The organism is Pseudomonas sp. FP1740, assembly GCF_030687165.1.
Classification (GTDB): Bacteria; Pseudomonadota; Gammaproteobacteria; order Pseudomonadales; family Pseudomonadaceae; genus Aquipseudomonas.
The window spans coordinates 6,424,263-6,446,708 of the sequence record NZ_CP117461.1 but is presented as its reverse complement, the minus strand read 5'-3'; the positions used below and the strand labels follow the sequence as shown (position 1 = coordinate 6,446,708).

Annotated in this window: 23 protein-coding genes and 1 pseudogene; 5 read left to right on the top strand and 19 right to left on the bottom strand. The window is 60.8% G+C overall.

The features are described from left to right. Positions 1 to 31: 31 nt before the first annotated feature. The 5 genes from recG to exbB form a co-directional block, all read right to left on the bottom strand. Entirely contained in the window at positions 32 to 2,107 is a 2,076-nt protein-coding gene (gene recG, locus PSH69_RS29145) for an ATP-dependent DNA helicase RecG (RefSeq protein ID WP_019650087.1), read from the bottom strand. Between the two features lie 9 nt (positions 2,108 to 2,116). After that, complete coding sequence (locus tag PSH69_RS29140) at positions 2,117 to 3,046, bottom strand: hydrogen peroxide-inducible genes activator (protein ID WP_008007618.1); 930 nt, start codon at positions 3,044 to 3,046, stop codon at positions 2,117 to 2,119. A gap of 188 nt (positions 3,047 to 3,234) precedes the next feature. Then, positions 3,235 to 3,981 (bottom strand): energy transducer TonB, encoded by a 747-nt coding sequence (locus PSH69_RS29135; RefSeq protein ID WP_305410521.1) that lies wholly within the window; start codon positions 3,979 to 3,981, stop codon positions 3,235 to 3,237. Further along, entirely contained in the window at positions 3,978 to 4,406 is a 429-nt protein-coding gene (exbD, locus tag PSH69_RS29130; protein WP_007934588.1) for a TonB system transport protein ExbD, read from the bottom strand. The genes PSH69_RS29135 and exbD overlap by 4 nt, the downstream gene beginning before the upstream one ends. 6 nt (positions 4,407 to 4,412) lie before the next feature. Next, entirely contained in the window at positions 4,413 to 5,363 is a 951-nt protein-coding gene (exbB, locus tag PSH69_RS29125; protein WP_305410520.1) for a tonB-system energizer ExbB, read from the bottom strand. A 189-nt stretch (positions 5,364 to 5,552) separates the two neighbouring features. Between exbB and PSH69_RS29120 the strand changes: the two genes are divergently transcribed. Beyond that, complete coding sequence (locus PSH69_RS29120) at positions 5,553 to 6,410, top strand: SDR family oxidoreductase (RefSeq protein ID WP_305410519.1); 858 nt, start codon at positions 5,553 to 5,555, stop codon at positions 6,408 to 6,410. A 140-nt stretch (positions 6,411 to 6,550) separates the two neighbouring features. Here the strand turns inward: PSH69_RS29120 and PSH69_RS29115 are convergent, their stop codons facing one another. From PSH69_RS29115 to PSH69_RS29090, 6 genes are all read right to left on the bottom strand, one after another. Then, positions 6,551 to 7,291, bottom strand: coding sequence for a hypothetical protein (locus PSH69_RS29115; RefSeq protein ID WP_018927479.1), 741 nt, complete (start codon positions 7,289 to 7,291; stop codon positions 6,551 to 6,553). A 69-nt stretch (positions 7,292 to 7,360) separates the two neighbouring features. Continuing rightward, entirely contained in the window at positions 7,361 to 7,741 is a 381-nt protein-coding gene (locus tag PSH69_RS29110) for a RidA family protein (RefSeq protein WP_003177257.1), read from the bottom strand. Between the two features lie 24 nt (positions 7,742 to 7,765). Next, complete coding sequence (gene spoT / locus PSH69_RS29105; protein WP_007934594.1) at positions 7,766 to 9,871, bottom strand: bifunctional GTP diphosphokinase/guanosine-3',5'-bis pyrophosphate 3'-pyrophosphohydrolase; 2,106 nt, start codon at positions 9,869 to 9,871, stop codon at positions 7,766 to 7,768. Between the two features lie 56 nt (positions 9,872 to 9,927). Next, entirely contained in the window at positions 9,928 to 10,191 is a 264-nt protein-coding gene (gene rpoZ / locus PSH69_RS29100; protein ID WP_003177259.1) for a DNA-directed RNA polymerase subunit omega, read from the bottom strand. Between the two features lie 167 nt (positions 10,192 to 10,358). Then, a complete protein-coding gene (gmk, locus tag PSH69_RS29095) occupies positions 10,359 to 10,979 on the bottom strand; it encodes a guanylate kinase (protein WP_018927481.1) in 621 nt (206 codons plus the stop codon). 12 nt (positions 10,980 to 10,991) lie between these two features. Continuing rightward, entirely contained in the window at positions 10,992 to 11,855 is an 864-nt protein-coding gene (locus tag PSH69_RS29090) for a YicC/YloC family endoribonuclease (RefSeq protein WP_019580465.1), read from the bottom strand. 268 nt (positions 11,856 to 12,123) lie between these two features. Between PSH69_RS29090 and rph the strand changes: the two genes are divergently transcribed. Next, complete coding sequence (rph, locus tag PSH69_RS29085) at positions 12,124 to 12,846, top strand: ribonuclease PH (protein ID WP_007934600.1); 723 nt, start codon at positions 12,124 to 12,126, stop codon at positions 12,844 to 12,846. Between the two features lie 30 nt (positions 12,847 to 12,876). Next, the gene (locus tag PSH69_RS29080; RefSeq protein ID WP_018927483.1) at positions 12,877 to 13,245 is read left to right on the top strand and encodes a DUF4870 domain-containing protein; all 369 of its coding nucleotides are present in this window, start codon (positions 12,877 to 12,879) and stop codon (positions 13,243 to 13,245) included. A 72-nt stretch (positions 13,246 to 13,317) separates the two neighbouring features. On the opposite strand, the gene PSH69_RS29075 is transcribed toward PSH69_RS29080, so the two are convergent. Next, positions 13,318 to 14,097 (bottom strand): exodeoxyribonuclease III, encoded by a 780-nt coding sequence (locus PSH69_RS29075; protein ID WP_007934608.1) that lies wholly within the window; start codon positions 14,095 to 14,097, stop codon positions 13,318 to 13,320. Positions 14,098 to 14,179: 82 nt separating this feature from the next. Here PSH69_RS29075 and pyrE point away from each other — a divergent pair, with 82 nt between their 5' ends. Then, positions 14,180 to 14,824, top strand: coding sequence for an orotate phosphoribosyltransferase (gene pyrE, locus PSH69_RS29070; protein ID WP_018927484.1), 645 nt, complete (start codon positions 14,180 to 14,182; stop codon positions 14,822 to 14,824). Between the two features lie 90 nt (positions 14,825 to 14,914). Here the strand turns inward: pyrE and PSH69_RS29065 are convergent, their stop codons facing one another. The 6 genes and pseudogenes from PSH69_RS29065 to coaBC all read right to left on the bottom strand — a co-directional run bounded on the left by PSH69_RS29065 (position 14,915) and on the right by coaBC (position 19,633). Next, positions 14,915 to 15,175: a hypothetical protein gene (locus tag PSH69_RS29065; protein ID WP_305410518.1), complete on the bottom strand. Its 261-nt coding sequence runs from the start codon at positions 15,173 to 15,175 to the stop codon at positions 14,915 to 14,917. A gap of 197 nt (positions 15,176 to 15,372) precedes the next feature. Then, complete coding sequence (argB, locus tag PSH69_RS29060; RefSeq protein WP_018927486.1) at positions 15,373 to 16,278, bottom strand: acetylglutamate kinase; 906 nt, start codon at positions 16,276 to 16,278, stop codon at positions 15,373 to 15,375. 25 nt (positions 16,279 to 16,303) lie between these two features. Beyond that, a pseudogene (locus PSH69_RS29055) lies at positions 16,304 to 17,680 on the bottom strand (phosphomannomutase/phosphoglucomutase); the annotation flags it as partial. A gap of 17 nt (positions 17,681 to 17,697) precedes the next feature. Further along, entirely contained in the window at positions 17,698 to 17,898 is a 201-nt protein-coding gene (locus PSH69_RS29050) for a hypothetical protein (protein WP_305410517.1), read from the bottom strand. Between the two features lie 65 nt (positions 17,899 to 17,963). After that, positions 17,964 to 18,419: a dUTP diphosphatase gene (gene dut / locus PSH69_RS29045; protein WP_105342285.1), complete on the bottom strand. Its 456-nt coding sequence runs from the start codon at positions 18,417 to 18,419 to the stop codon at positions 17,964 to 17,966. 5 nt (positions 18,420 to 18,424) lie between these two features. Continuing rightward, positions 18,425 to 19,633 (bottom strand): bifunctional phosphopantothenoylcysteine decarboxylase/phosphopantothenate--cysteine ligase CoaBC, encoded by a 1,209-nt coding sequence (gene coaBC, locus PSH69_RS29040; protein ID WP_019650096.1) that lies wholly within the window; start codon positions 19,631 to 19,633, stop codon positions 18,425 to 18,427. A 135-nt stretch (positions 19,634 to 19,768) separates the two neighbouring features. Between coaBC and radC the strand changes: the two genes are divergently transcribed. Then, positions 19,769 to 20,443: a DNA repair protein RadC gene (radC, locus tag PSH69_RS29035; protein ID WP_086944350.1), complete on the top strand. Its 675-nt coding sequence runs from the start codon at positions 19,769 to 19,771 to the stop codon at positions 20,441 to 20,443. Positions 20,444 to 20,509: 66 nt separating this feature from the next. On the opposite strand, the gene PSH69_RS29030 is transcribed toward radC, so the two are convergent. Then, on the bottom strand, positions 20,510 to 22,096 hold the full coding sequence (locus PSH69_RS29030; RefSeq protein ID WP_305410516.1) for an ABC transporter substrate-binding protein: 1,587 nt from the start codon (positions 22,094 to 22,096) through the stop codon (positions 20,510 to 20,512). Positions 22,097 to 22,446 lie beyond the last annotated feature (350 nt).

The following is a 22,446-nucleotide window of genomic DNA, read 5'->3' as shown; positions in this document are numbered from 1 at the left end:
TAAGGCCAGGGTCCAGAAACTGCGACAGTGCTCACACTTGGCCGTATTGCTGCCCATGGCGTAGCCAGCGGTCGAGCAGCGGGCTGACGTGATCCGGCCAACGCTCGAGCAAGGCCTGGGCGGCGTCGCGCACGGCGGGCAGCAAGTCGGCGTCGCGCATCAGGTCCGCGACCTTGAATTGCAGCAGGCCGGTCTGGCGTGTGCCGAGCATTTCGCCGGGGCCGCGCAGTTCGAGGTCTTTTTCGGCGATGACAAAACCGTCGTTGGTTTCGCGCATGATGCCCAGCCGCTGACGGCCGATCTGCGACAGCGGTGGATGGTAGAGCAGCACGCAATGGCTGACGGCGCTGCCCCGGCCGACGCGGCCACGCAACTGGTGCAATTGTGCGAGGCCAAGGCGTTCGGGGTTTTCGATGATCATCAGGCTGGCGTTGGGCACGTCCACGCCAACTTCGATCACGGTGGTGGCGACCAGCAGTTGCAGGTTGCCGGCCTTGAATTCGGCCATGACGGCAGCTTTTTCGGCGGGCTTCATGCGGCCGTGGATCAGGCCGACCTTCAACTCGCCGAGGGCGGCGGTGAGGTCTTCGTGTGTGGTTTCGGCGGCCTGGCAGGTCAGCTCTTCCGACTCTTCGATTAGCGTGCACACCCAATAGGCCTGACGGCCCTCGGCACAAGCGCCGCGCACCCGTTCGATCACTTCGACGCGCCGGGTGTCGGTGACCAGCACCGTGTTCACCGGGGTGCGACCAGGGGGCAGTTCGTCGAGGATCGAGGTGTCGAGGTCGGCGTAGGCGCTCATGGCCAGCGTCCGGGGGATCGGCGTGGCGGTCATGATCAGCTGGTGCGGACACATCCGCCCGCCGACGCCTTTCTGCCGCAGAGCCAGGCGCTGCTGCACGCCGAAGCGGTGCTGTTCGTCGATGATCGCCAGCGCCAGGTTCTTGAATTGCACTTCGTCCTGGAACAGTGCGTGGGTGCCGACCACCATCGGTGCGCCGCCCGCGATCTGCTCCAGCGCGGCCACGCGGTTCTTGCCCTTGAGCTTGCCCGCCAGCCACGCAACTTCGATGCCCAGCGGTTCGAGCCAGCGCTTGAAGGTGATGAAGTGCTGCTCGGCGAGGATTTCGGTGGGCGCCATCAGTGCGACCTGATAACCCGCTTCCAGTGCCTGAAGCGCGGCGAGGGCGGCGACCACGGTTTTGCCCGCGCCCACGTCGCCCTGAATCAGCCGCAGCATCGGTTCGTGCTGGCTGAGGTCGTAAGCGATTTCGTTGCCGACCCGTTGCTGGGCGCCGGTCGGGGTGAAGCCGAGGTTGGCCAGATACTGTGCTGGCAGCTTGGTGGCTTTGGGCATGGCCGGCGCGCGCAGGGCACGCATGCTTTCGCGCAGGCGTTGCTGGGACAGTTGATGGGTCAGCAGCTCTTCGAAGGCCAGGCGGTGCTGGGCCCAGTGATGGCCGAGGGCGAGTTCGTCGACGTCAGCATCGGCGGGCGGGTGATGCAGGTAGCGGATCGCATCGGCCAGCGGCGCCAGTTGATAGTCCCGGGCCAGTTCGGTCGGCAGCCAGTCGGGCAGGCTGCTGGGGCCGAGCAGGGTCAGGGTTTGCATGCACAACTGGCGCAAACGCTGCTGGGTCAGGCCTTCGGTGAGCGGGTAGACCGGGGTCAGGGTCTCATCCACCGGCGGCGGCTCGTCACCGGTGATGGCGCGGTATTCCGGGTGGTAGATCTCCAGCCCCGAGGCGCCGGGCCGGGCTTCGCCGTAGCAGCGAATCCGCGTGCCGCGTTTGAGGCCTTCTTTCTGGGCGTTGCTGAAATGGTAGAAGCGCAGGCTGAGCCCGCCGGTGCCGTCCTGCAGACGGACTACCAGGCTACGGCGCCGGCCCATGACCACGTCGGCGCCGCTGACGGTGCCTTCGATCACCGCGTCTTGCCCGGGTCGCAAATGGCCGATCGGGACCACGCGAGTGCGGTCCTGATAGCGCAACGGCAGGTGGAACAGCACGTCCTGGAGATTCTCCAGACCGACCTTGGCCAGTTTCTCGGCCATGGCTTCGCCGACACCCTTGAGTGCCGTCACCGACACTTGCGACAACTCGGTCATGACAGCGACTTAACCGGCCACCACCGGCGCTGGCGGCTTGGCCACCGAGCACAGGCGAATGGAGTCGGCGAGGATTTCAATCGCCTTGGGCCGTGGGAAGCTCGCGCGCCAGGCGATGGCTACGGTGCGGAACGGCACCGGCGCACTCAATGGACGCACTTCGATCACGCCCGGGGCGTAGTGGTGGCTGTCCACCGCCGACAGCGGCAGGATCGAAATGCCCAGGCCAGAGGCGACCATGTGGCGGATGGTTTCCAGCGAGCTGGATTCCACGGTGGTGTGCTTGGCGCCGTCGTTGCCTTTGGCCAGGGTCGGGCAGGCTTCCAGCACTTGATCGCGGAAGCAGTGGCCTTCGCCGAGCAGCAGCAGGCTCTTGTCGTTGAGCAGGGCGGCGTCGATGGATTCTTTTTGCGTCCACGGATGCTGGGCTGGCATCAGGACGTAGAACGGCTCGTCGTAGAGCTGCAAGGTCAGTACATCGGCTTCATTGAACGGCAGGGCGATGATGATCGCGTCGAGCTCGCCGTTGCGCAGTTTGTCGCGCAGCACGTGGGTGAAGTTTTCTTCGATGTACAACGGCATCTGCGGGGCGACCCGGTGCAGTTGTGGAATCAGGTGCGGGAACAGGTACGGGCCGACGGTGTAGATCGCGCCGACTTTCAGCGGTGCAGTCAGCTGGTTCTTGCCGGCCTGGGCCAGTTCGCGGATGCCTTGGGCCTGTTCCAGGACTTTTTGCGCCTGGGCAACAATGCCTTCGCCCACCGGGGTCAGGCGCACGGCGCTCTTGCTGCGCTCGAAAATCAGCACACCGAGTTCGTCTTCAAGCTTTTTCACGCCCACCGACAGGGTTGGCTGGCTGACGTGGCAACGCTCGGCCGCGTGACCGAAGTGCTGCTCTTGGGCGAGGGTAACGATGTAGCGTAATTCTGTGAGAGTCATAGCAAGCGTCCATGAAGTTGCGGGCCAAGCATACCGGCTGCAATCGATAGACGCACGTTATCAGACTGAGTGTGCTAAGTGACACTGGGCAATGCAGGTTTGCCGTTTCCAGATATGCAAAAAGGCACCTTTCGGTGCCTTTTATAGGTTTTGTAACCGCCGAAGAACCTGTGGGAGCGGCGGTGTTTTTAGCGTCGGCGTTCCAGCGAGTAAACAAACGGTGCAACGATTTCGATGGTGTCGTTGGTCAGCATATCAGCCGGTGGTTTGGGCAGCGGCTGGGCGCGGCGAATCATTTCCAGGGTCGCCCGGTCCAGATCGGCGTTGCCGGAGCGGCCCACCAGTTCGAACGACAACACGTTACCTTCGGCATCCACTACAAAGCGCAGACGGTTCAAACCTTCCTTGCCTCGCTGCTGGGCACTGGCCGGGTACCTTTTGTTCTTGGCCAGGTGCGCGAGCAGGGTGGCTTGCCAACTGGCCTTGGCTGCTTGTTGCGCGGGCGATGGACCGGGAGCCGGCTGAGCGGACTTCTCCGTCGGCGCCTGGGTTGGTTGCGTGTCGCTAGGCTTCTCCTCGGAAGGCTTTTCCTTCGGTGGCTCCGGCTTTTTCTCCACAGGCTTGGGCGGTTGCGGCTTCGGCTTGGGTTTGACCGGCTTGGGCACGGCAATCTCGGCCTTCGGCGCTTCAGCGAGTTTTGGAATCGGCAGTTCTTCCACCGGTGCCGGTGGCTGTGGCGGCGTGATCACCTTCGGCGGTGCGGGCGGTGGCGGGGCCGGTATCGGCGCCAGCTCGACCATCATCGCTTGCGGCGGCAGCTCGATCGGCGGGCGCGAGGTCCAGTTCAGCGCGAGCGCAATGGCCAGCGCATGGACGCCCAGCACCACGGCCAGGCTACCGCTGTAACGCGTCAGCTTTTGGCGCGTGTTGATCATTTTTTGGCTGCCGTCTCGAGTCCGACCAGACCGACCTTCAGGTAGCCGGCGGCGCGCAGGGCGTCCATCACGCTCATCAGGTCGCCGTAGTCCACGCCTTTGTCGGCCTGGAAGAAGATCGTCGTGTCTTTCTTGCCCTGGGTCTTGGCGTCGAGTGTGGCGCCGAGGGCTTCGGTCTTCACTTCGTCTTCGCCGAGGAACAGGCGCTGGTCAGCTTTGACGCTGAGGAACACCGGTTTCTCTGGCCGCGGCGCCGGTTTGGCGGTGGAGGCGGGCAGGTCGACCTTGATGTCCACGGTGGCCAGCGGCGCCGCCACCATGAAGATGATCAACAGCACCAGCATCACGTCGATGAACGGCGTGACGTTGATTTCGTGGTTCTCGGCCAGATCGTCGTCTGCGCCTTCTTTCAAATGCAGGCCCATGGCCGATTACCCCACTTTCACCATGTGCGGTTGCGAGCTGCGCTCGGGCGGCTGGTGGTCGAGGTCACGGCTGACCAGCAGCAGGACTTCTGCCGAGGCGTCGGACACTTGTGCCTTGTAACCGGCAATGGAGCGGGCGAAGACGTTGTAGATGACCACCGCAGGAATCGCTGCAACCAGACCCAGCGCGGTCGCCAGCAGGGCTTCGGCGATGCCGGGGGCCACGACGGCGAGGTTGGTGGTCTGGGTTTTGGCGATGCCGATGAAGCTGTTCATGATGCCCCACACGGTGCCGAACAGGCCGACGAACGGCGCGGTGGAACCGATGGTGGCCAGCACGCCGGTGCCGCTGCTCATGTTGCGACCGCAGGCGGCAACCAGGCGCTCGAGGCGAAAGCTCACGCGTTCCTTGATGCCTTCCTTCTCGCGGCTGTTGGCCGACAGGCGCATTTCTTCCAGCGCGTCATGGACCAGCAGGTTGGCCAGGGTGCCTTCCTTGGCCGCCGTCGTGCTGGCTTCCTTAAGGGTGGCGGCTTTTTTCAGATGAACGATTTCAGCGCGCAGACGACGCTTGGCGCCCATCAGCTCGAAGCCCTTGGCGATCCAGATGGTCCAGGTGATGATCGAGGCGATGGCCAGGCCGATCATCACGATCTTCACGATAATATCGGCGTTCTGGTACATGCCCCATGGCGACAGGTCGTGGGCCATGCCCAGGGAGTTGTCGGCTTCGAGAGCTTGCGGCATGTCCGCGGCGTCTACGGCCTGGACCGGATCGGTCGCGACAGGTGCGGCTTGAACGGCTGGTGTTTGAGTGGCCGCGGGCTGTGTGGCCGGCGCTTGCGCATCGGCGAATGCGGCGGTCGGCGCCAGCATCAGGCTGAGCAGCAGGGCGGCTACCGCGCTCCAGGCGCGAGGTCGTTTGGTTGGCGAAGCGGAGAGTTGATTGCGTGTCATGCTGGCCGGACCTGAGAGGAAAAGACGGTAAGTGTTCTTCCAGGCCTCGTAAGGCCGAGAACAAAAGTGGCTGGCATTATTGCAATTAATTCTTGTTAACAAAAGTAATAGCGTCTCTTTTTTTCTTCCATTGCTAGCTGCTTATCCATTTCGGGCGCTAGTCTGTACCTTTCTTGAGGGAGTCTTCTGATGTCCGCGCCTTCTGTTTTGATCGCCGGCTGCGGTGATGTCGGCAGCCGTCTGGCTACGCAATTGCTGGCAGGGCACTGGCAGGTTTATGGTCTGCGCCGCAATGTGTCGCGCTTGCCAGCCGGAGTGGTTGGCGTTGCAGGTGACCTGTTCAGCGCGCAATGCCCGGCTGACTGGCCGACCACGCCACTGGACTATCTGGTGTACAGCGCCGCTGCCACCGACCACGACGAGGCGGGCTATCGCGCCGCCTATGTCGAAGGCTTGCAGCATGTGCTGGGGTGGTTGAAGCGGCATGGCCAGCAGCCAAAGCGCATTCTGTTTGTCTCCAGCAGCAGTGTTTACGGTCAGCAGGACGGTGAGTGGGTCGATGAAACCTCGCCGACGGTGGCGGGCGGTTATTCGGGGCGTTTGATGCTGGAAGCCGAGCAAGTGGCGCGTGATAGTGGCATCCCGGCCAGCATCGTGCGTCTGACCGGTATTTATGGTCCGGGTCGAGAGTGGCTACTGACTCAGGTTCATCGCGGTTATCGCGTGGCGATCGATCCCCCGCTGTACGCCAATCGCATTCACGTCGACGACGCGGCGGGGTTGCTGGCGTTCCTGCTTGAGTCGGATCGGCGTGGAGTGGCGCTGGATGATGCCTATATAGGTGTCGATGATGCGCCTGCGCCAATGGCAGAGGTGGTGGGCTGGTTGCGTGAGTATCTGGGCGTGACCGAGTGGGCCGATGATGCCAGTGTGCGTCGTGCCGGCAGCAAGCGCTGCAGCAATGCTCGGGCGAAGGCGTTGGGCTGGACACCGCGCTATCCGAGTTTCCGCGAAGGTTATGCCGCGATCCTCGAAGGCCGCTGCTGACTTCCAGTCACCTCAAACCAAATGTGGGAGCAGGCTTGCTCGCGAAGGGAACATAACATTCAACATCATCGTTGATTGTTACACCGCTTTCGCGAGCAAGCTCGCTCCCACATGGGTTCTGCGTTGGCCTCAGGGCCGGCTTACTGCTTTTCGAGCAACCACTTGCGATCACCCGGTGTGAACGAAGGCATCTCGTCCGCCAGTGCAGTGTTCACCGTCTGGAAAATCTCCAGTTCTTTGCCCTTGCGCGCAAAGATCCAGGTATTGCCCTGGCCATTCAACTGCAGCCAGATGTTGTCGTTGCCGCCGCTCATCGACGCGCAATCGCCCGCCAGGCACAGGGCATAGCGATCTGCACCGGGCAGACCGGCGACCTGGCCGTCTGCCTGGAACTGGACGGTGCTGCCTTCGCCCGGGCCACTGAGGATTTTCCAGCTGCCGCCCATGTAAGCCGAATACAGCGCCCGCTCGAAACTGGCGCCAATCGGCGCTCCTTCCGGAACCTGGACCGATGCACGGTCGAAGACTTGCTCGGGCTCGTTGTCGTTGGCAGCCTGGTTCAGTCGCTTGCCATCACGCTTCAGCTCGCTGGCGGAGCTGCCATAAAAGTCGACATTCCAGGCGCCGGACTTTTCGCCCAGCAGCTTGCCTTCGACGTTTTCAAAACCATTGGTGTAGCGGGCCTGACCGGCTCTGGTGTTGACGTTCCATTCCAGATTCGGGCCATAGGCCTGGAGCGCTTCACGCAGGGGGCCGCCTTTGGATGCGGCATCGATCGCCACCTGGTTGATCCAGGTGCCGCTGATATCACGGTCGGCAGGGTTGCTGGCACATCCGCCCAAGAGTAGGGCGACCAGCGAGAGAGCTAGCGCGTGGCGCATGGTGGAATCCTTTCAGAACCCTTTGTACAAGATCAGTCGGCGCAGCCTCGCAAGGCTGCGCCAGACACATTACTCGATGACCAGAATGGCATCCATTTCAACCTGCGAACCCTTTGGCAGGGCTGCAACGCCGATGGCGGCGCGGGCTGGGTAAGGCTGGTCGAAGTACTTGCCCATGATCTCGTTGACCTTGGCGAAGTGGCTCAGGTCGGTGAGGAAAATGTTCAGTTTGACGATGTCTTTAAACGAACCACCGGCGGCTTCAGCCACGGCTTTGAGGTTCTCGAATACCTGGACGGTCTGGGCTTCGAAGCCTTCGACCAGTTCCATGGTTTTTGGGTCCAGAGGAATCTGACCCGACATGTACACGGTGTTGCCAGCCTTGATCGCCTGGGAGTAAGTACCGATGGCGGCCGGGGCCTTGTCGCTGTTGATAACGGTCTTGGTCATGTATGACTCCTTGTGAAGGGTGGGCTACGCGCGCATGCGGGTGATGCGGATGACCCCGGTCAGGGCGCGCAGTTTCTTGATCACGCGGGCCAGGTGCACGCGGTCGTGCACGCTGACCACCAGTTGGACCACGCTGATACGACCGTCGCGTTCGTCCATGCTGATTTTTTCGATATTGCCGTCGGCCGCGTTGACGCTGCTGGCCAGCAGGGCGATCAGGCCGCGCTGGTGTTCCAGTTCGACGCGCAGTTCGACGTTGAATTCGCCGGTGACATCCTTGGCCCACGAGAGCTGGATGCATTTTTCCGGGTTGTGGCGGATTTCGCTGATGTTGCGGCAGTTGTCCAGGTGCACCACCATCCCTTTGCCGGCGGACAGATGGCCAACGATCGGGTCGCCCGGGATCGGCGTGCAGCACTTGGCGTAACTGAGCACCAGGCCTTCGGTGCCACGAATCGCCAGCGGACCTTCAGGGCTCGGCAGCTGTTCGCCTTCGCCGAGCAGGCGTCGGGCGACCACGTAAGCCATGCGATTGCCCAGGCCGATGTCTTCGAGCAGGTCTTCAATCAGTTCGAGGCGGTATTCGTGGAGCATCAACTGCACACGCTCGGCCGGGACTTTTTCCAGCGAGCTGTCGAAACCGTTGAGCACCTTGTTCAGCAGGCGTTCGCCGAGGCTGATGGATTCGGAGCGACGTTGCAGCTTAAGCGCATGGCGGATGTGGGTCCGCGCCTTGCCGGTGACCACGAAGTTGAGCCATGCCGGGTTCGGCCGTGCGCCGGGGGCGCTGACGATCTCGACCGTGGAGCCGCTTTGCAGCGGTTCGGACAGCGGCGCGAGACGACGGTTGATCCGGCAGGCAATGCAGCTGTTGCCCACGTCGGTGTGTACCGCGTAAGCGAAGTCGACCGCCGTGGAGCCTTTTGGAAGCTCCATGATCCGGCCTTTGGGCGTGAACACGTAGACCTCGTCCGGGAACAGGTCGATCTTCACGCTCTCGATGAATTCCAGCGAGTTGCCGGCCCGTTGCTGCATCTCCAGCACGCCTTTGACCCACTGGCGGGCACGGGCATGAGTGCCTTTTGGCTGCTCGTCGCCGCTGGATTTGTACAGCCAATGGGCGGCGATGCCATTGTTGGCCATCTCTTCCATTTCACGGGTGCGGATCTGGATCTCGATGGGTACACCGTGCATGCCGAACAGCGTGGTATGCAGCGACTGGTAGCCGTTGGCCTTGGGGATCGCGATGTAATCCTTGAAGCGCCCCGGCAACGGTTTGTACAAATTATGCACAGCACCCAGCACGCGGTAGCAGGTATCGACCTTGTCGACGATGATCCGGAACGCATAAACGTCCATGATCTCGTTGAAGGCCCGGCGCTTGCCGCGCATTTTCTTGTAGATGCCGTAGAGGTGTTTCTGACGACCGCTGACCTCGCCCTGGATGCCGTCGATGGCCAGGCAGTGGCTGAGGGACTCTTCGATCTTGTTGACGATTTCCTTGCGGTTGCCCCGGGCGCGTTTGACCGCCTGGTTGATCCGCGCGGAACGCATCGGGTGCATGGCCTTGAAGCCGAGGTCTTCGAATTCTATGCGGATGGCATGCATGCCCAGCCGGTTGGCGATGGGCGCATAGATTTCCAGGGTTTCCTTGGCGATCCGCCGGCGTTTTTCGCCGGACAGCACTTCCAGGGTACGCATGTTGTGCAGGCGGTCGGCCAGTTTGACCAGGATCACGCGAATGTCGCGCGCCATGGCCATGGCCATTTTCTGGAAGTTTTCGGCCTGGGCTTCGGCTTTGGTCTCGAAGTTCATCTGGGTCAGTTTGCTGACCCCGTCGACCAGTTCGGCCACGGTTTCGCCGAACTGCGCTTGCAGCGCTTCCTTGGCAATACCGGTGTCTTCGATCACGTCATGCAGCATTGCAGCCATCAAGCTTTGATGGTCCATGTGCATGTCGGCAAGAATATTCGCCACCGCAAGAGGATGCGTGACGTACGCCTCACCGCTGCGGCGGCGTTGACCGTCGTGGGCTTGTTCGGCGTAGAAGTACGCTCGGCGGACCAGGTTGACCTGGTCCTTGCCGAGGTAGGTCGATAAGCGATCGGCGAGGGCGTCTATGCTCGGCATGATAATTCCTGCCGTTTGCTATGACCCCGCGCCGTGCTACGTCGACCAGGCATGGCTTATACTGCCTCGTTGGACTCGTCCTCGAACGCTGCGAACAGCGGTTCGTCTTCGACGATTTCAGCGTTGGCGATGAACTCGTAGCTCATCAGGCCTTCAGCGATTTCACGCAGCGCTACAACTGTAGGCTTGTCGTTTTCCCACTGAACCAGGGGCTCTTTGCCACCAGTGGCCAGTTGACGGGCACGCTTGGTAGAGAGCATGACCAGCTCAAAGCGGTTTTCCACGTGTTCTAGGCAGTCTTCAACGGTTACGCGGGCCATGGTATTCCTCGGAGCGAATGCAATATGCGCGCTGCCCGGTTGGGCGAGCGGACTCAACAGTTTAAAAAATCACCAGCGATTAGGGAAGCGCTGATTTTTTGACCAGGCTCTTCAACGCGCTATAAGCACCAATGTAAAGCCCTTGCAGCGGTTTTGGGAAGAGCTGATTAGCCGAGCAATTCAGCTAATAATTTGCCATGACGCTGCTGCTGACGCTTCTGATGCAGCTGATTGGCGCGGAAAATCGCCTTCAGATCGTCCAGTGCGTGGGCGAAATTGTCGTTGATGATCAGGTAATCGTAGTCGACGTAATGGCTCATCTCGCTGACGGCTTCGCGCATCCGGCCTTCGATGATCTCGTCACTGTCCTGGCCGCGATTGGTCAGGCGTTGGTGCAGGGCCTCCAGGGACGGCGGCAGAATGAAGATCGAACGGGCCTGGGGCATCAACTTGCGCACTTGCTCTGCACCCTGCCAGTCAATTTCCAGAATCAGGTCGTGGCCTTCATCCAGGGTCTGCTGCAGGTGGCTTTGCGAAGTGCCATAGAGATTGCCGAACACTTCGGCGCGCTCGAGGAAATCTCCGTGCTCGATCATCTTCACGAACTCGCTGCGTTCGACGAAGTGATAGTTCACGCCGTTCACTTCACCCGGGCGCATGGCGCGAGTGGTGTGGGAGACCGAGACGCGGATCTCCTGATCAGCGTCGGTCAGGGCTTTGACCAGGCTGCTCTTGCCCGCGCCCGAAGGTGCGGAAATGATGTACAGGGTGCCGGTACTGTGGGTCATGTCAGGTTTGCCTTACTCAATATTCTGCACTTGTTCGCGCATCTGCTCGATCAACACCTTGAGGTTGACCGCCGCTTGGGTGCTGCGCGGGTCGAAGGCTTTGGAGCCCAGTGTGTTGGCTTCGCGGTTGAGCTCCTGCATCAGGAAGTCCAGGCGCCGACCGGCAGCGCCGCCGGATTTGAGCACCCGGCGAACTTCGATGATGTGGGTGCTCAGGCGATCCAGTTCTTCGGCGACGTCGCTCTTCTGCGCGAGCATGACCATTTCCTGCTCCAGACGCTGCGGGTCGAGGTCGGCCTTCATGTCGGTGAAGCGGTCGAGGACTTTCTGACGCTGGGTGGCGAGCATCTGCGGGACCAGCTCACGCAGGATCACCACATCTTCTTCAATGGACGTCAGGCGTTCGTTGATCAACCGCGCCAGCTCCGCGCCTTCGCGCTCGCGGCCGGCCTTGAGTTCTTTCAGGCCCTGGTTGAACAGCGTCAGGGCTTCGGCATTCAGCGCTTGCGGGTCGGCGGCGTCGGCCACCAGCACGCCGGGCCAGGCCAGGACTTCCAGCGGGTTCAGCGCGGCCGGGTTCTTGATCAGGCTGGCGACGGTCTCGGCGGCAGCGACCAATTGCGCGGCGCGCTCGCGGTCCACTTGCAGCGGTTTGCCAGTGCTTTCTTCGGTGAAACGCAGGGTGCATTCGAGCTTGCCCCGGGAAATTCCCTGGCGCAGGGCTTCGCGGACGGCGCCCTCGAGGTCGCGGAAAGATTCCGGCAGGCGCAGATGGGGTTCCAGGTAGCGGCTGTTGACCGAGCGCAGCTCCCAGCTCAGGGTGCCCTGGACGCCGGCTTTCTCGACGCGGGCGAAGGCGGTCATGCTGTGCACCATGGAGGTACCTCGCAATGCAGGTCGGCGCGTAACCCATGGTTCGCGGACCCGCTATCTGTGAATTAAAGCCGACAGGCAGCAAAGGCGCAGGATTGTAGCGCAGTGGGGCGGATGCGCCCAATCACACGCTGTGACAATGAGCTGCAGGCCGTCGGCTACGCTCTATTCAGAGCCTTCAATCGTCGGGCGAATTTTTTAGAAGTGCCCACTCGCGGCCCACGGCTCTATAATGCTCGGCAGTTTTCCGTCCCCCGTACAGGTAATCCCTATGAAACGTCCAAGTGGTCGCGCTGCCGATCAGCTCCGCTCGATCCGCATTACCCGCAACTACACCAAACACGCCGAGGGATCTGTACTGGTCGAGTTCGGTGATACCAAGGTCATCTGCACCGTCAGCGTCGAGAACGGCGTGCCGCGTTTCCTCAAAGGGCAGGGCCAGGGCTGGTTGACCGCTGAATACGGCATGCTGCCGCGCGCCACTGGCGAGCGTAACCAGCGTGAGGCGAGCCGCGGCAAGCAAGGCGGCCGCACTCTGGAAATCCAGCGTCTGATCGGTCGTTCCCTGCGCGCTGCGCTGGACATGTCCAAGCTGGGCGACGTCACCTTGTACGTCGACTGCGACGTGATCCAGGCTGACGGCGGCACCCGCACCGCGTCCATCACTGGCGCCATGGTTGCACTGGTCGATGCCTTGAAAGTGATCAAGAAGCGCGGCGGCCTCAAAGGTGGCGACCCGCTCAAGCAAATGATCGCTGCCGTTTCGGTGGGCATGTACCAGGGCGAGCCTGTGCTTGACCTCGACTACCTGGAAGACTCGGCTGCCGAGACTGACCTCAACGTGGTGATGACCAGCACTGGTGGTTTCATCGAAGTCCAGGGCACTGCCGAAGGCGCACCGTTCCAGCCGGAAGAGCTGAACGCAATGCTGGCACTGGCGAAGAAAGGCATGATCGAGATTTTCGAACTGCAGAAAGCTGCACTGGCTGACTGATTGTTTTGACGTCCGGCAAAGGAGAGCGCCATGAGTGATGAACAGCAGTTGCTTCCCACCCCGAGCTCCGAGGCTCGCCAGTGGGCGATGTTTTGTCACCTCTCGGCGTTTCTCGGTGTCTGGTTTCCGTTCGGTCACCTGATCGGGCCGCTGATACTCTGGCAGTGGAAGCGTGAAGCCGACCCGTTCATCGATGCCCAGGGCAAAGAAGCGCTGAACTTTCAGATTACCGTGGCCCTGGTCTCGGGCATCTGTTACGTGCTGATGCTGGTGTTGATCGGTTTTGCGCTGCTGCCGCTGGTCCTGATCGGGGCGATGGTGCTGTGCATCATTGCCGGGCTCAAGGCCAATGACGGGGTGCCTTACCGCTATCCCTTCACCTGGCGGTTGATCAAATAACAGGCAGTAAAAATCAGCGCGCACAAAAAAGCCGACAGCGATGTCGGCTTTTTTGCATCTGCGAAAAGACGCTTAGATCGTCAGCGTCCAGTCGTAGTCCACGATCAACGGTGCGTGCTGCGAGAACCGTGGCTGACGTGGCAGGCGTGCGCTGCGTACGAAGCGGCGCAGGCCAGGGGTCAGCAACTGGTAGTCGAAACGCCAGCCCAGGTTGAGCATCTCGGCCTGTTCGTTGTCCGGCCACCAGCTGTACTGGTCGCCTTCGCGGCTGACTTCCCGCAGGGCGTCGACATAACCCATGTTGCCGACAATCTCGTCCATCCAGGCACGCTCAGGCGCCAGGAAGCCCGGGGATTGTTGGCTGTCGCGCCAGTTCTTGATATCCAGCTTCTGTTGCGCCACGTACAGCGAGCCACAATAAATGTACTCGCGACGTTTGCGTCGCTGTTTATCCAGATAACGGGCGAAGTCGTCCATTAGCTTGAACTTCTGGTTCAAGTCTTCATCGCCATTCTGCCCCGAAGGGAGCAGCAAGGTCGCGATGCTGACCTTGTCGAAATCGGCTTGCAGGTAGCGCCCGTAGCGGTCGGCCGTCTCGAAGCCGAGACCGCTGATGACAGCCTTCGGTTGCAACCGCGAGTACAAAGCCACGCCACCTTGGGCGGGAACTTCGGCTTCGCAGGCATAAAGGAAGTAGCCATCCAGTTGGAAGGCTGGATCGTCCAGTTCAAAGGCGGAGGCGCGGGTGTCCTGCAGGCAGATGACGTCGGCATTCTGTGCTTGCAGCCAACTGAGCAAACCACGCTCGACTGCAGCCTGAATACCATTGACGTTCACACTGATGATCCGCATAAGTGGCCCCAAAAATCGCGTGCGGGTATGATACACGGCGTCTACCTAATTAGCTAAATCCGTGGTATTTGGGGTTTTTTTCATGCAAGCGTATCAACGCGATTTCATTCGTTTTGCCATCGATCGCGGCGTTTTGCGCTTCGGTGAGTTCACCCTGAAGTCCGGGCGCACCAGTCCATACTTCTTCAATGCCGGCCTGTTCAACTCAGGAAAAGCCCTGGCGCAGCTGGGCCGTTTCTACGCGGCAGCCATCGTCGAGAGCGGTATTTCCTTCGACGTACTGTTCGGCCCCGCCTACAAAGGCATCCCGTTGGCGGCAGCCACCGCCGTGGCGCTGGCCGAACATCACGACCGTGACCTGCCATGGTGCTTCAACCGCAAGGAAGCCAAGGCCCACGGCGAAGGCGGTAGCCTGGTCGGCGCGCCATTGACTGGCGACGTGCTGATCATCGACGACGTGATCACCGCGGGCACCGCCATCCGTGAAGTGATGCAGATCATCGCTTCCCAGGATGGCGCCAAAGCTGCCGGTGTGCTGATCGCCCTGAACCGTCAGGAGCGTGGCAACGGTGAGTTGTCGGCCATCCAGGAAGTGGAACGTGACTTCGGCATTCCAGTGATCAGCATCGTTTCGCTGAACCAGGTGCTGGAGTTCCTGGCTGACGATCCGCAGCTCAAGCAACATTTGCCTGCGGTTGAAGCCTACCGCGCCCAGTTCGGCGTGTAATCACGCTCCCACAGGGATTGCAGACAGCAAAAGACCCCGCTCAGCAAGTTGAACGGGTCTTTTGTTTATGTATGGCCCAGTCCCCCAGCTTTATTTTTTGCTGGTGCTGCTGAATGTCTCGGCTTTTTTGATCCCGGTGGGTTTATTGGTTTTCTCCGGGTACGGATCAGCCACAGCATCGCCCTGGCCAGTCAGAATTCTCCAGCCATGACGGATGTGCGCGGTTTTGCGGAGTTGCGGGCAGGGCGGCATCGATGTTTTGCCCTGATTCGAGTATTCGTGACCGCAATCGACGCAGGCGTAGGTGCCAGGTGAAACATCGCTGCCGTAAGGGACGTAGTCTTTTTGCATGGGTAGACCTCCTGTGGATTCAGAGAAGATCCTATGCAGATGGCTTCCTTCATGATGTCGGACGTTTCGCCCAATCAGGTCAGGCATTTCCTGCGCGCATAAAAAAGATCGCAGACTTCGTCAGCTCCTACAGGTTTTTCGTACATCCGAAATCCGTAGGTGCCTGCCGAAGGCTGCGATCTTTTTAAGGTTTTGAATCAGGGACGCTTGCGATTGCTGATCAGCGTGCCCACACCGGTGTCGGTGAAGATTTCCAGCAGAATGGCATTTGGCACTCGACCATCAATGATCAGCGAGCTGCCCACGCCACCCTGTACCGCTTCCAGTGCGCAACGGATCTTCGGCAGCATGCCGCCGTAAATGGTGCCGTCGGCGATCAGATCGTCGACTTGCTGGGTGCTCAGACCGGTCAGGACCTTGCCGCTCTTGTCCATCAGGCCGGCAATGTTGGTCAGCAGCATCAGCTTCTCAGCTTTCAGAGCCTCGGCCACTTTACCGGCCACCAGATCGGCGTTGATGTTGTACGACTCGCCGTTGGCACCGACGCCGATCGGCGCGATCACCGGAATGAAATCGCCTTTGACCAGCAGGTTCAGCAGGTCGGTGTTGATCCCGACCACTTCGCCGACGTGGCCGATGTCGATGATTTCCGGCTGGGTCATCTCAGGGGTCTGGCGGGTGACGGTGAGCTTCTTCGCGCGAATCAGCTCGGCGTCTTTACCGGTCAGGCCGATGGCGCTGCCGCCGTGACGGTTGATCAGGTTGACGATGTCCTTGTTGACCTGGCCGCCGAGGACCATTTCCACCACGTCCATGGTCGCGGCGTCGGTGACGCGCATGCCATCGACAAAGTGGCTCTCGATCGACAGCCGCTTGAGCAGGTCGCCGATTTGCGGGCCGCCGCCGTGAACCACCACCGGGTTGATGCCGACGGCTTTCATCAGCACGATGTCGCGGGCGAAGCCGGTTTTCAGCTCCTCGCTTTCCATCGCGTTGCCGCCGTATTTGATCACCAGCGTCTTGCCGACATAGCGGCGAATGTAAGGCAGCGCTTCGGACAGGACCTTGGCGGTGTTGGCGGCGGCTTCGCGTTCGAGGGTCATTCAGGGCTCCGGGTGCTTCAATAGATCAAAACGGTAGTTGGAGATCAGGTGCAACGCGCTTCAGCTGGACGTGGAATACATCCTTGATGCGCTGCAATTCAGCCTCGTCATCGGCCTCGAAGCGCAGCACCAGCACCGGTGTGGTGTTGGAGGCGCGAACCAGGCCCCAGCCTTTGGCATAGTCGACTCGCACGCCGTCAATGGTGGTCAGGTCGGCGCCTTCACCCCACTGTGCGTCGTGCAGTGCATCAATGATGCTGAATTTGCTCTCTTCGGTCACATGGATATTGATTTCCGGCGTAGAAATATCGTTCGGGAAGGTCGCGAACAACTCTTCCGCGGTGGATTTCTCTTTGCTGAGGATCTCCAGCAGCCGCGCGGCGCTGTAAATGCCGTCGTCGAAACCGAACCAGCGCTCCTTGAAGAAGATATGCCCGCTCATTTCGCCGGCCAACAGGGCGCCGGATTGTTTCATTTTCTTTTTGATCAGCGAGTGACCTGTTTTCCACATCAGTGGGCGACCGCCATATTCTTTGATCAGCGGGATCAGGCGACGGGTGCATTTGACGTCGAAGATGATTTCCGCGTCGGGGTTGCGTGCTACCACATCCTTGGCGAACAGCATCAGCAGGCGGTCCGGGAACACGACGCTGCCGGTGTTGGTGACCACGCCCACGCGGTCGCCATCGCCGTCGAAGGCCAGGCCCAGGTCGGCGTTGGTTTCCTTGACCTTGGCGATCAGGTCTACCAGGTTTTCCAGCTTGCCCGGGTCCGGGTGATGGTTCGGGAAGTTGCCATCGACATCGCAGAACAGCGGGATGACTTCGCAGTTCAGGGCTTCGATCAGTTGCGGGGCAATCACGCCGGCCGCGCCGTTGCCGCAATCGACCACCACTTTCAGGCGGCGGGCGAGTTTGATGTCCTGGACGATTTCGGTGTTGTAGCGGTCGAGGATCTCGACCTTGGTGATGCTGCCCTTGCCGCTGCTCAGGTTGTTGGTCTTGAGTCGGTCGTGCAGGGCCTGGATCTGTTCGTTGGCCAGGGTATCGCCAGCAATGACGATCTTGAAGCCGTTGTAGTTCGACGGGTTGTGGCTGCCGGTGAGCATCACCCCGGATTTGCCGGCCAGTACGTTGGCGGCGTAGTACAGCGCTGGCGTTGGCACCAGGCCGACGTCGCTGACGTGGCAACCGCTGTCGGCCAGGCCCTGAATCAGTTGTTCCACCAATTCCGGGCCGGACAGGCGACCGTCGCGGCCGACGGACACATTGGGTTCGCCCTGGGCCAGGCTCTGGGAGCCGATGGCGCGACCGAGCCAATAAGCGGTTTCAGCGTTCAAGAATTCCGGGACGGTGCCACGAATGTCGTATGCGCGGAAGATGCTGTCGGGGAACTTGGGTGCGACTTGGGCTGGGGTGCTCATCTGTAGGAATGCTCCATCTTGAAAGTGGCTGGACCTGCCGGCGAAAAACTCGTCTGCGGGCTCAAACTGAAGGGTATGACGGTGTTTTCCACCGAGAGTTCGTGGTGTGAAAAGGCCATGCCATCAACATCGGCGAGCAATTGGCCGGCCAATGCCTTGATTTCCAGTGGTAAACCTTCCAGATGACGTCTGTGCAATTTTCATCCTTAAAATGCAGGGGGTAGGTCAGGCCAGGCAGTGCTCCCAGCCTGAATGCCGATGATCAGTGGCTGCCGGAGTGGCCGAACCCGCCGGTGCCGCGCTGGGTTTCGACGAACTCTTCGACCATTTCAAAATGCGCTTGAACCACCGGCACCAGCACCAATTGGGCCAGCCGTTCGCCGACAACGATGTTGAAATCGGTCTGGCCACGGTTCCAGCACGAGACCATCAGCGGGCCCTGGTAATCGGAGTCGATCAGGCCGACCAGGTTGCCCAGCACGATGCCGTGCTTATGGCCCAGGCCGGAGCGCGGCAGAATCAAGGCCGCCAGGCCCGGATCGCCGATATACACCGACAGGCCGGTAGGGATCAGCAGGGTCTCGCCCGGCTTGATGACAGTGTCTTTTTCCAGCATGGCGCGCAGGTCGAGGCCGGCGGAGCCGGGCGTGGCGTACTGCGGCAGCGGAAATTCGCTGCCGATGCGTGGGTCGAGGATCTTGGCTTGCAAAGCGTGCATGTAAATTAAACCTGGTTCAGACGTTCGGCGATAAAAGTGATCAGCTGGCGGGCAATCTTGCCTTTGCTGGTCTGGGCAAAAATAGTGGCGTGCAGCTCCCGGTCGATCACGCTGCAGGCGTTTTCTTCGCTGTTGAAGCCAATACTCGGGTTGGCGACGTCGTTGGCGACGATCAGATCGAGGTTCTTGTCTTTCAACTTGCGGGCAGCGTAGTCGAGCAGGTGTTCGGTTTCGGCGGCAAAGCCGACACTGAACGGACGGTCGGGACGGGTGGCGATGGTGGCCAGAATGTCTGGGTTGCGCACCATCTGTAGCAACAAGCCGTCGCCGCTTGTAGGGTCTTTCTTGAGTTTCTGTGGGGCCACGACTTCCGGGCGGTAGTCCGCGACCGCTGCCGAGGCGATAAACAGGTCGCAAGGAATCGCGGCTTCACAAGCGGCGAGCATGTCCCGGGCGCTGACCACGTCGATGCGGGTGACGCGATCCGGGGTCGGCAGGTGCACGGGACCTGTGATCAGGGTCACGCGGGCGCCGGCTTCTACCGCGGCTTCGGCCAGGGCAAAGCCCATTTTGCCGGAGCTGTGGTTGGTGATGTAGCGCACCGGGTCGATATTTTCCTGGGTCGGGCCGGCGGTGATCAGCACGTGTTTGCCGGTCAGCGCCTGGCGCTGGAAGCAGTCTGCCGCGCACTGGGCGAGGTCGGTGGCTTCGAGCATGCGGCCCATGCCGACGTCGCCGCAGGCCTGGCTGCCGGAGGCCGGGCCGAAGACTTTGAAGTCGCGGCTTTCGAGGGTTTGCAGGTTGGCCTGGGTCGCCGGGTCGCGCCACATGGCCTGATTCATCGCCGGCGCCACGGCGACTACCGCGTCGGTGGCCAGCACCAGCGTGGTCAGCAGGTCGTCGGCAATGCCTTGGGCCAGGCGAGCGATCAGGTCCGCAGTGGCGGGGGCGATCAATACCAGATCGGCCCATTTGGCCAGTTCGATGTGGCCCATGGCGGCTTCGGCCGCCGGGTCCAGCAGGTCCAGGTGGACCGGGTGCCCGGACAGGGCCTGCATGGTCAGCGGGGTAATGAATTCGCTGCCGCCACGGGTCATGACCACGCGCACTTCAGCGCCCTGGTCGATCAGGCGGCGAACCAGCTCGGCGCTCTTGTAGGCAGCAATGCCGCCGCCGACGCCCAGAACGATGCGTTTCCGATACAGCCGCTGCATAGGTCTGCCTTTCATTTCGTTGATGACTGCATGGCGATACCCCCTCCCCAGGGGTGAAATCGCCCGCAAAAAAGATGGGCTACGATATCACAGCGACCGCTACGGAACAGCGGCGCCCACTTACATGGAGGTGTTATGAGCATTCGCGATTGGCCAGCGGCGGAGCGACCGCGGGAGAGGTTGCTTGAGTTGGGTTCGGCGAGTCTTTCGGACGCCGAGTTGCTAGCGATTTTTTTACGTACCGGTGTATCGGGTAAAAGTGCAGTAGATCTGGCACGGCATCTGTTGAGTCAGTTTGGCAGCCTGCGTTCACTGCTCGAAGCCGATCAAACTGCGTTCAGCAGGCAATTGGGGCTCGGGCCGGCGAAATTCGCTCAGTTGCAAGCGGCACAGGAAATGGGCAGGCGGCATTTAGCCGAACGTGCGCGCCAGAAATCGGCACTGGAAAATCCGCAGGCGGTTCGTGATTACCTGAAGTCGATGCTGCGCCACGAGCCTCACGAGGTATTCGGCTGTCTGTTTTTGGATTCAAAACATCAAGTGCTGACCTTTGAAGTGCTGTTTCGCGGCTCCATCGACAGTACCAGTGTCTATCCAAGACAAGTGGTTAAACGCGCTTTGGCCCACAACGCCGCAGCGTTGATCCTCTGCCACAACCATCCGTCGGGTAACTCCAACCCCAGTCAAGCCGACCGGATGCTGACCAAGCGCCTGCAAGAAGCGCTGGACCTGATCGATGTGCGGGTGCTCGACCATTTCATCGTCGGTGACGGCGATCCGTTGTCCATGGCCGAGTACGGGTGGATGTGAAGGGGAAAGGCTGGATGAGTCCCTGTGGGAGCTAGCCTGCTCCCACAGCTTTTGTGGCGACGCTGATTACTTGAAGTTGACCTTGGAGTAATCCTGCCGGCCAAACGGGCTGACCTGATAACCCTCGACGTCTTTGCGCGTCAGGGCGAAGGCGGTCGGGTGAGCCAGCGGCAGCCACAACGCCTGTTGCTGGATCTGCGCCTGGGCCTGCTCGTAGAGCTTGGTGCGTACACCTTGCTCGCCGGTGGTCTTGCCGGCGCTGATCAGCTTGTCCAGGTCCTGGTTGCAGTAGCGGGCGAAGTTGGTGCCGGATTTGACCGCCGCGCAGGAAAACTGCGGCGTGAGGAAGTTGTCCGGGTCACCGTTATCGCCGGCCCAGCCCATGAACAGCAGGTCATGCTCGCCGGCCTTGGCGCGGCGAATCAGCTCGCCCCATTCGATCACACGGATTTCGGCCTGGATGCCGATTTCCGCCAGGTCGGATTGAAGCAATTGCGCGCCGAGGCTCGGATTGGGGTTCAGCAGGCTGCCGGAAGGGCGGGTCCAGATGGTGGTCTGGAAGCCATTCTTGAGCCCGGCCTTGGCCATCAGCGCCCGGGCTTTCTCGACATCGTGAGGGTAGCCCGGCAAATTCCTGGCGTAGCTCCAGGTATTGGGCGGGTAGGGCCCATTGGCAGGCTCGGCGGTGTCTTCGAATACCGCTTTGACGTAGTTGGCTTTGTCGAACGCGAGATTGATTGCCTGGCGCACTTCCGGCTTGTCCAGCGGCGGATGTTGGCTATTGATGCCGACGAATGCGGTCATGAAGGCGTCAGTCTTTTCCACCTTCAGGGTCGGCTCCTGCTTCGCAGCCTGTACGTCCAGCGGCTTCGGCGACAGGGCGATCTGGCACTCGTTGCGGCGCAATTTCTGCAACCGCACGTTGGCGTCCGGGGTGATCGCGAAGATCAACGGGTCCACCGATGGCTTGCCCTGGAAGTAGTCGCGGTTGGCCTTATAGCGAATCGAGGCATCTTTCTGGAAACGCGTGAAGATGAACGGGCCGCTGCCGATCGGCTGGCTGTTGAGCTTCTCCGGAGTACCGGCCTTCATCAGTTGCTCGGCGTACTCGGCCGAATAGATCGAGGCGAAGCCCATGGTCAGGGTCGGCAGGAACGTCGAGTCCGGGTGATCGAGGGTGAAACGGATGGTGAGTGGGTCCAGGGCGTCGATTTTCTTGATCAGTGTCGGTAACTGCATCGACTGAGCGTGCGGGAAGCCGCTCTGGGCGACTTTGTGCCACGGGTTTGCCGGATCGAGCATGCGGTCGAAACTGAATTTCACGTCTTCGGCGGTCAGGTCGCGCGTCGGGCTGAAATACTCGGTGCGGTGAAATTTCACCTGCGGATGCAGTTTGAAGACGTAGGTCAGGCCGTCGGGCGTGACGTCCCAGCTGTCCGCGAGGCTGGCGACCACTTTGCCGCTGGCCGTGTCGAAGTCCACCAGGCGGTTCATCAGCACGTCGGCCGAGGCGTTGGTGGTAGTCAACGAGTTGTATTGCACCACATCGAACCCTTCCGGGCTGGCCTCGGTGCAGACGCTCAGGGCGGCGGCATGGGCCAGGGGGCTCAGCAGAAGCGGGGCGAGCAACAGTGGTAGGGCAGCGAGGCGCATGGTCGGATTCCTTTACAGATCGAAGGCCCATCTGCAAGTGCAGTCTGGAAAAGGCTTACCCTAGTGGGCTCTTTTGCAAATGACTATCCCCTTTTTCATTTTCAGGGGAGTATGGGTGATTGTTTTCGGTGAGTGACGGTTGAGAAAAACCCTGAATTGGCTCGTTGGCCGATTCTCTGCGACGAGCGGTCGCTATCGGGCTTAGCCTTTACCCAAGGCACTCGGCGCCCGAAAAATCAGGTTTTTATCAACTCAATTCACACCGGTTGTTGTTGCTCTCTGGTCTTTCTGGTATAAAGCAGCGCTCTTTTCTAGGGGCCCGGTTCCTTCGTTTGTAGGTGTAGCCGGTA

What these genes read in the sequence shown, in the direction of transcription:
- gmk (WP_018927481.1), bottom strand. Translation starts at nt 10,979, where the DNA reads ATGACCCACAGTACCGGCACCCTGTACATCATTTCCGCACCTTCGGGC.
- rph (WP_007934600.1), top strand. Translation starts at nt 12,124, where the DNA reads ATGAAACGTCCAAGTGGTCGCGCTGCCGATCAGCTCCGCTCGATCCGC.
- PSH69_RS29030 (WP_305410516.1), bottom strand. Translation starts at nt 22,096, where the DNA reads ATGCGCCTCGCTGCCCTACCACTGTTGCTCGCCCCGCTTCTGCTGAGC.
- PSH69_RS29140 (WP_008007618.1), bottom strand. Translation starts at nt 3,046, where the DNA reads ATGACTCTCACAGAATTACGCTACATCGTTACCCTCGCCCAAGAGCAG.
- PSH69_RS29065 (WP_305410518.1), bottom strand. Translation starts at nt 15,175, where the DNA reads ATGCAAAAAGACTACGTCCCTTACGGCAGCGATGTTTCACCTGGCACC.
- PSH69_RS29110 (WP_003177257.1), bottom strand. Translation starts at nt 7,741, where the DNA reads ATGACCAAGACCGTTATCAACAGCGACAAGGCCCCGGCCGCCATCGGT.
- PSH69_RS29090 (WP_019580465.1), bottom strand. Translation starts at nt 11,855, where the DNA reads ATGGTGCACAGCATGACCGCCTTCGCCCGCGTCGAGAAAGCCGGCGTC.
- PSH69_RS29120 (WP_305410519.1), top strand. Translation starts at nt 5,553, where the DNA reads ATGTCCGCGCCTTCTGTTTTGATCGCCGGCTGCGGTGATGTCGGCAGC.
- pyrE (WP_018927484.1), top strand. Translation starts at nt 14,180, where the DNA reads ATGCAAGCGTATCAACGCGATTTCATTCGTTTTGCCATCGATCGCGGC.
- radC (WP_086944350.1), top strand. Translation starts at nt 19,769, where the DNA reads ATGAGCATTCGCGATTGGCCAGCGGCGGAGCGACCGCGGGAGAGGTTG.
- rpoZ (WP_003177259.1), bottom strand. Translation starts at nt 10,191, where the DNA reads ATGGCCCGCGTAACCGTTGAAGACTGCCTAGAACACGTGGAAAACCGC.
- PSH69_RS29080 (WP_018927483.1), top strand. Translation starts at nt 12,877, where the DNA reads ATGAGTGATGAACAGCAGTTGCTTCCCACCCCGAGCTCCGAGGCTCGC.
- exbB (WP_305410520.1), bottom strand. Translation starts at nt 5,363, where the DNA reads ATGACACGCAATCAACTCTCCGCTTCGCCAACCAAACGACCTCGCGCC.
- dut (WP_105342285.1), bottom strand. Translation starts at nt 18,419, where the DNA reads ATGCACGCTTTGCAAGCCAAGATCCTCGACCCACGCATCGGCAGCGAA.
- coaBC (WP_019650096.1), bottom strand. Translation starts at nt 19,633, where the DNA reads ATGCAGCGGCTGTATCGGAAACGCATCGTTCTGGGCGTCGGCGGCGGC.
- recG (WP_019650087.1), bottom strand. Translation starts at nt 2,107, where the DNA reads ATGACCGAGTTGTCGCAAGTGTCGGTGACGGCACTCAAGGGTGTCGGC.
- spoT (WP_007934594.1), bottom strand. Translation starts at nt 9,871, where the DNA reads ATGCCGAGCATAGACGCCCTCGCCGATCGCTTATCGACCTACCTCGGC.
- PSH69_RS29115 (WP_018927479.1), bottom strand. Translation starts at nt 7,291, where the DNA reads ATGCGCCACGCGCTAGCTCTCTCGCTGGTCGCCCTACTCTTGGGCGGA.
- exbD (WP_007934588.1), bottom strand. Translation starts at nt 4,406, where the DNA reads ATGGGCCTGCATTTGAAAGAAGGCGCAGACGACGATCTGGCCGAGAAC.
- PSH69_RS29075 (WP_007934608.1), bottom strand. Translation starts at nt 14,097, where the DNA reads ATGCGGATCATCAGTGTGAACGTCAATGGTATTCAGGCTGCAGTCGAG.
- PSH69_RS29135 (WP_305410521.1), bottom strand. Translation starts at nt 3,981, where the DNA reads ATGATCAACACGCGCCAAAAGCTGACGCGTTACAGCGGTAGCCTGGCC.
- argB (WP_018927486.1), bottom strand. Translation starts at nt 16,278, where the DNA reads ATGACCCTCGAACGCGAAGCCGCCGCCAACACCGCCAAGGTCCTGTCC.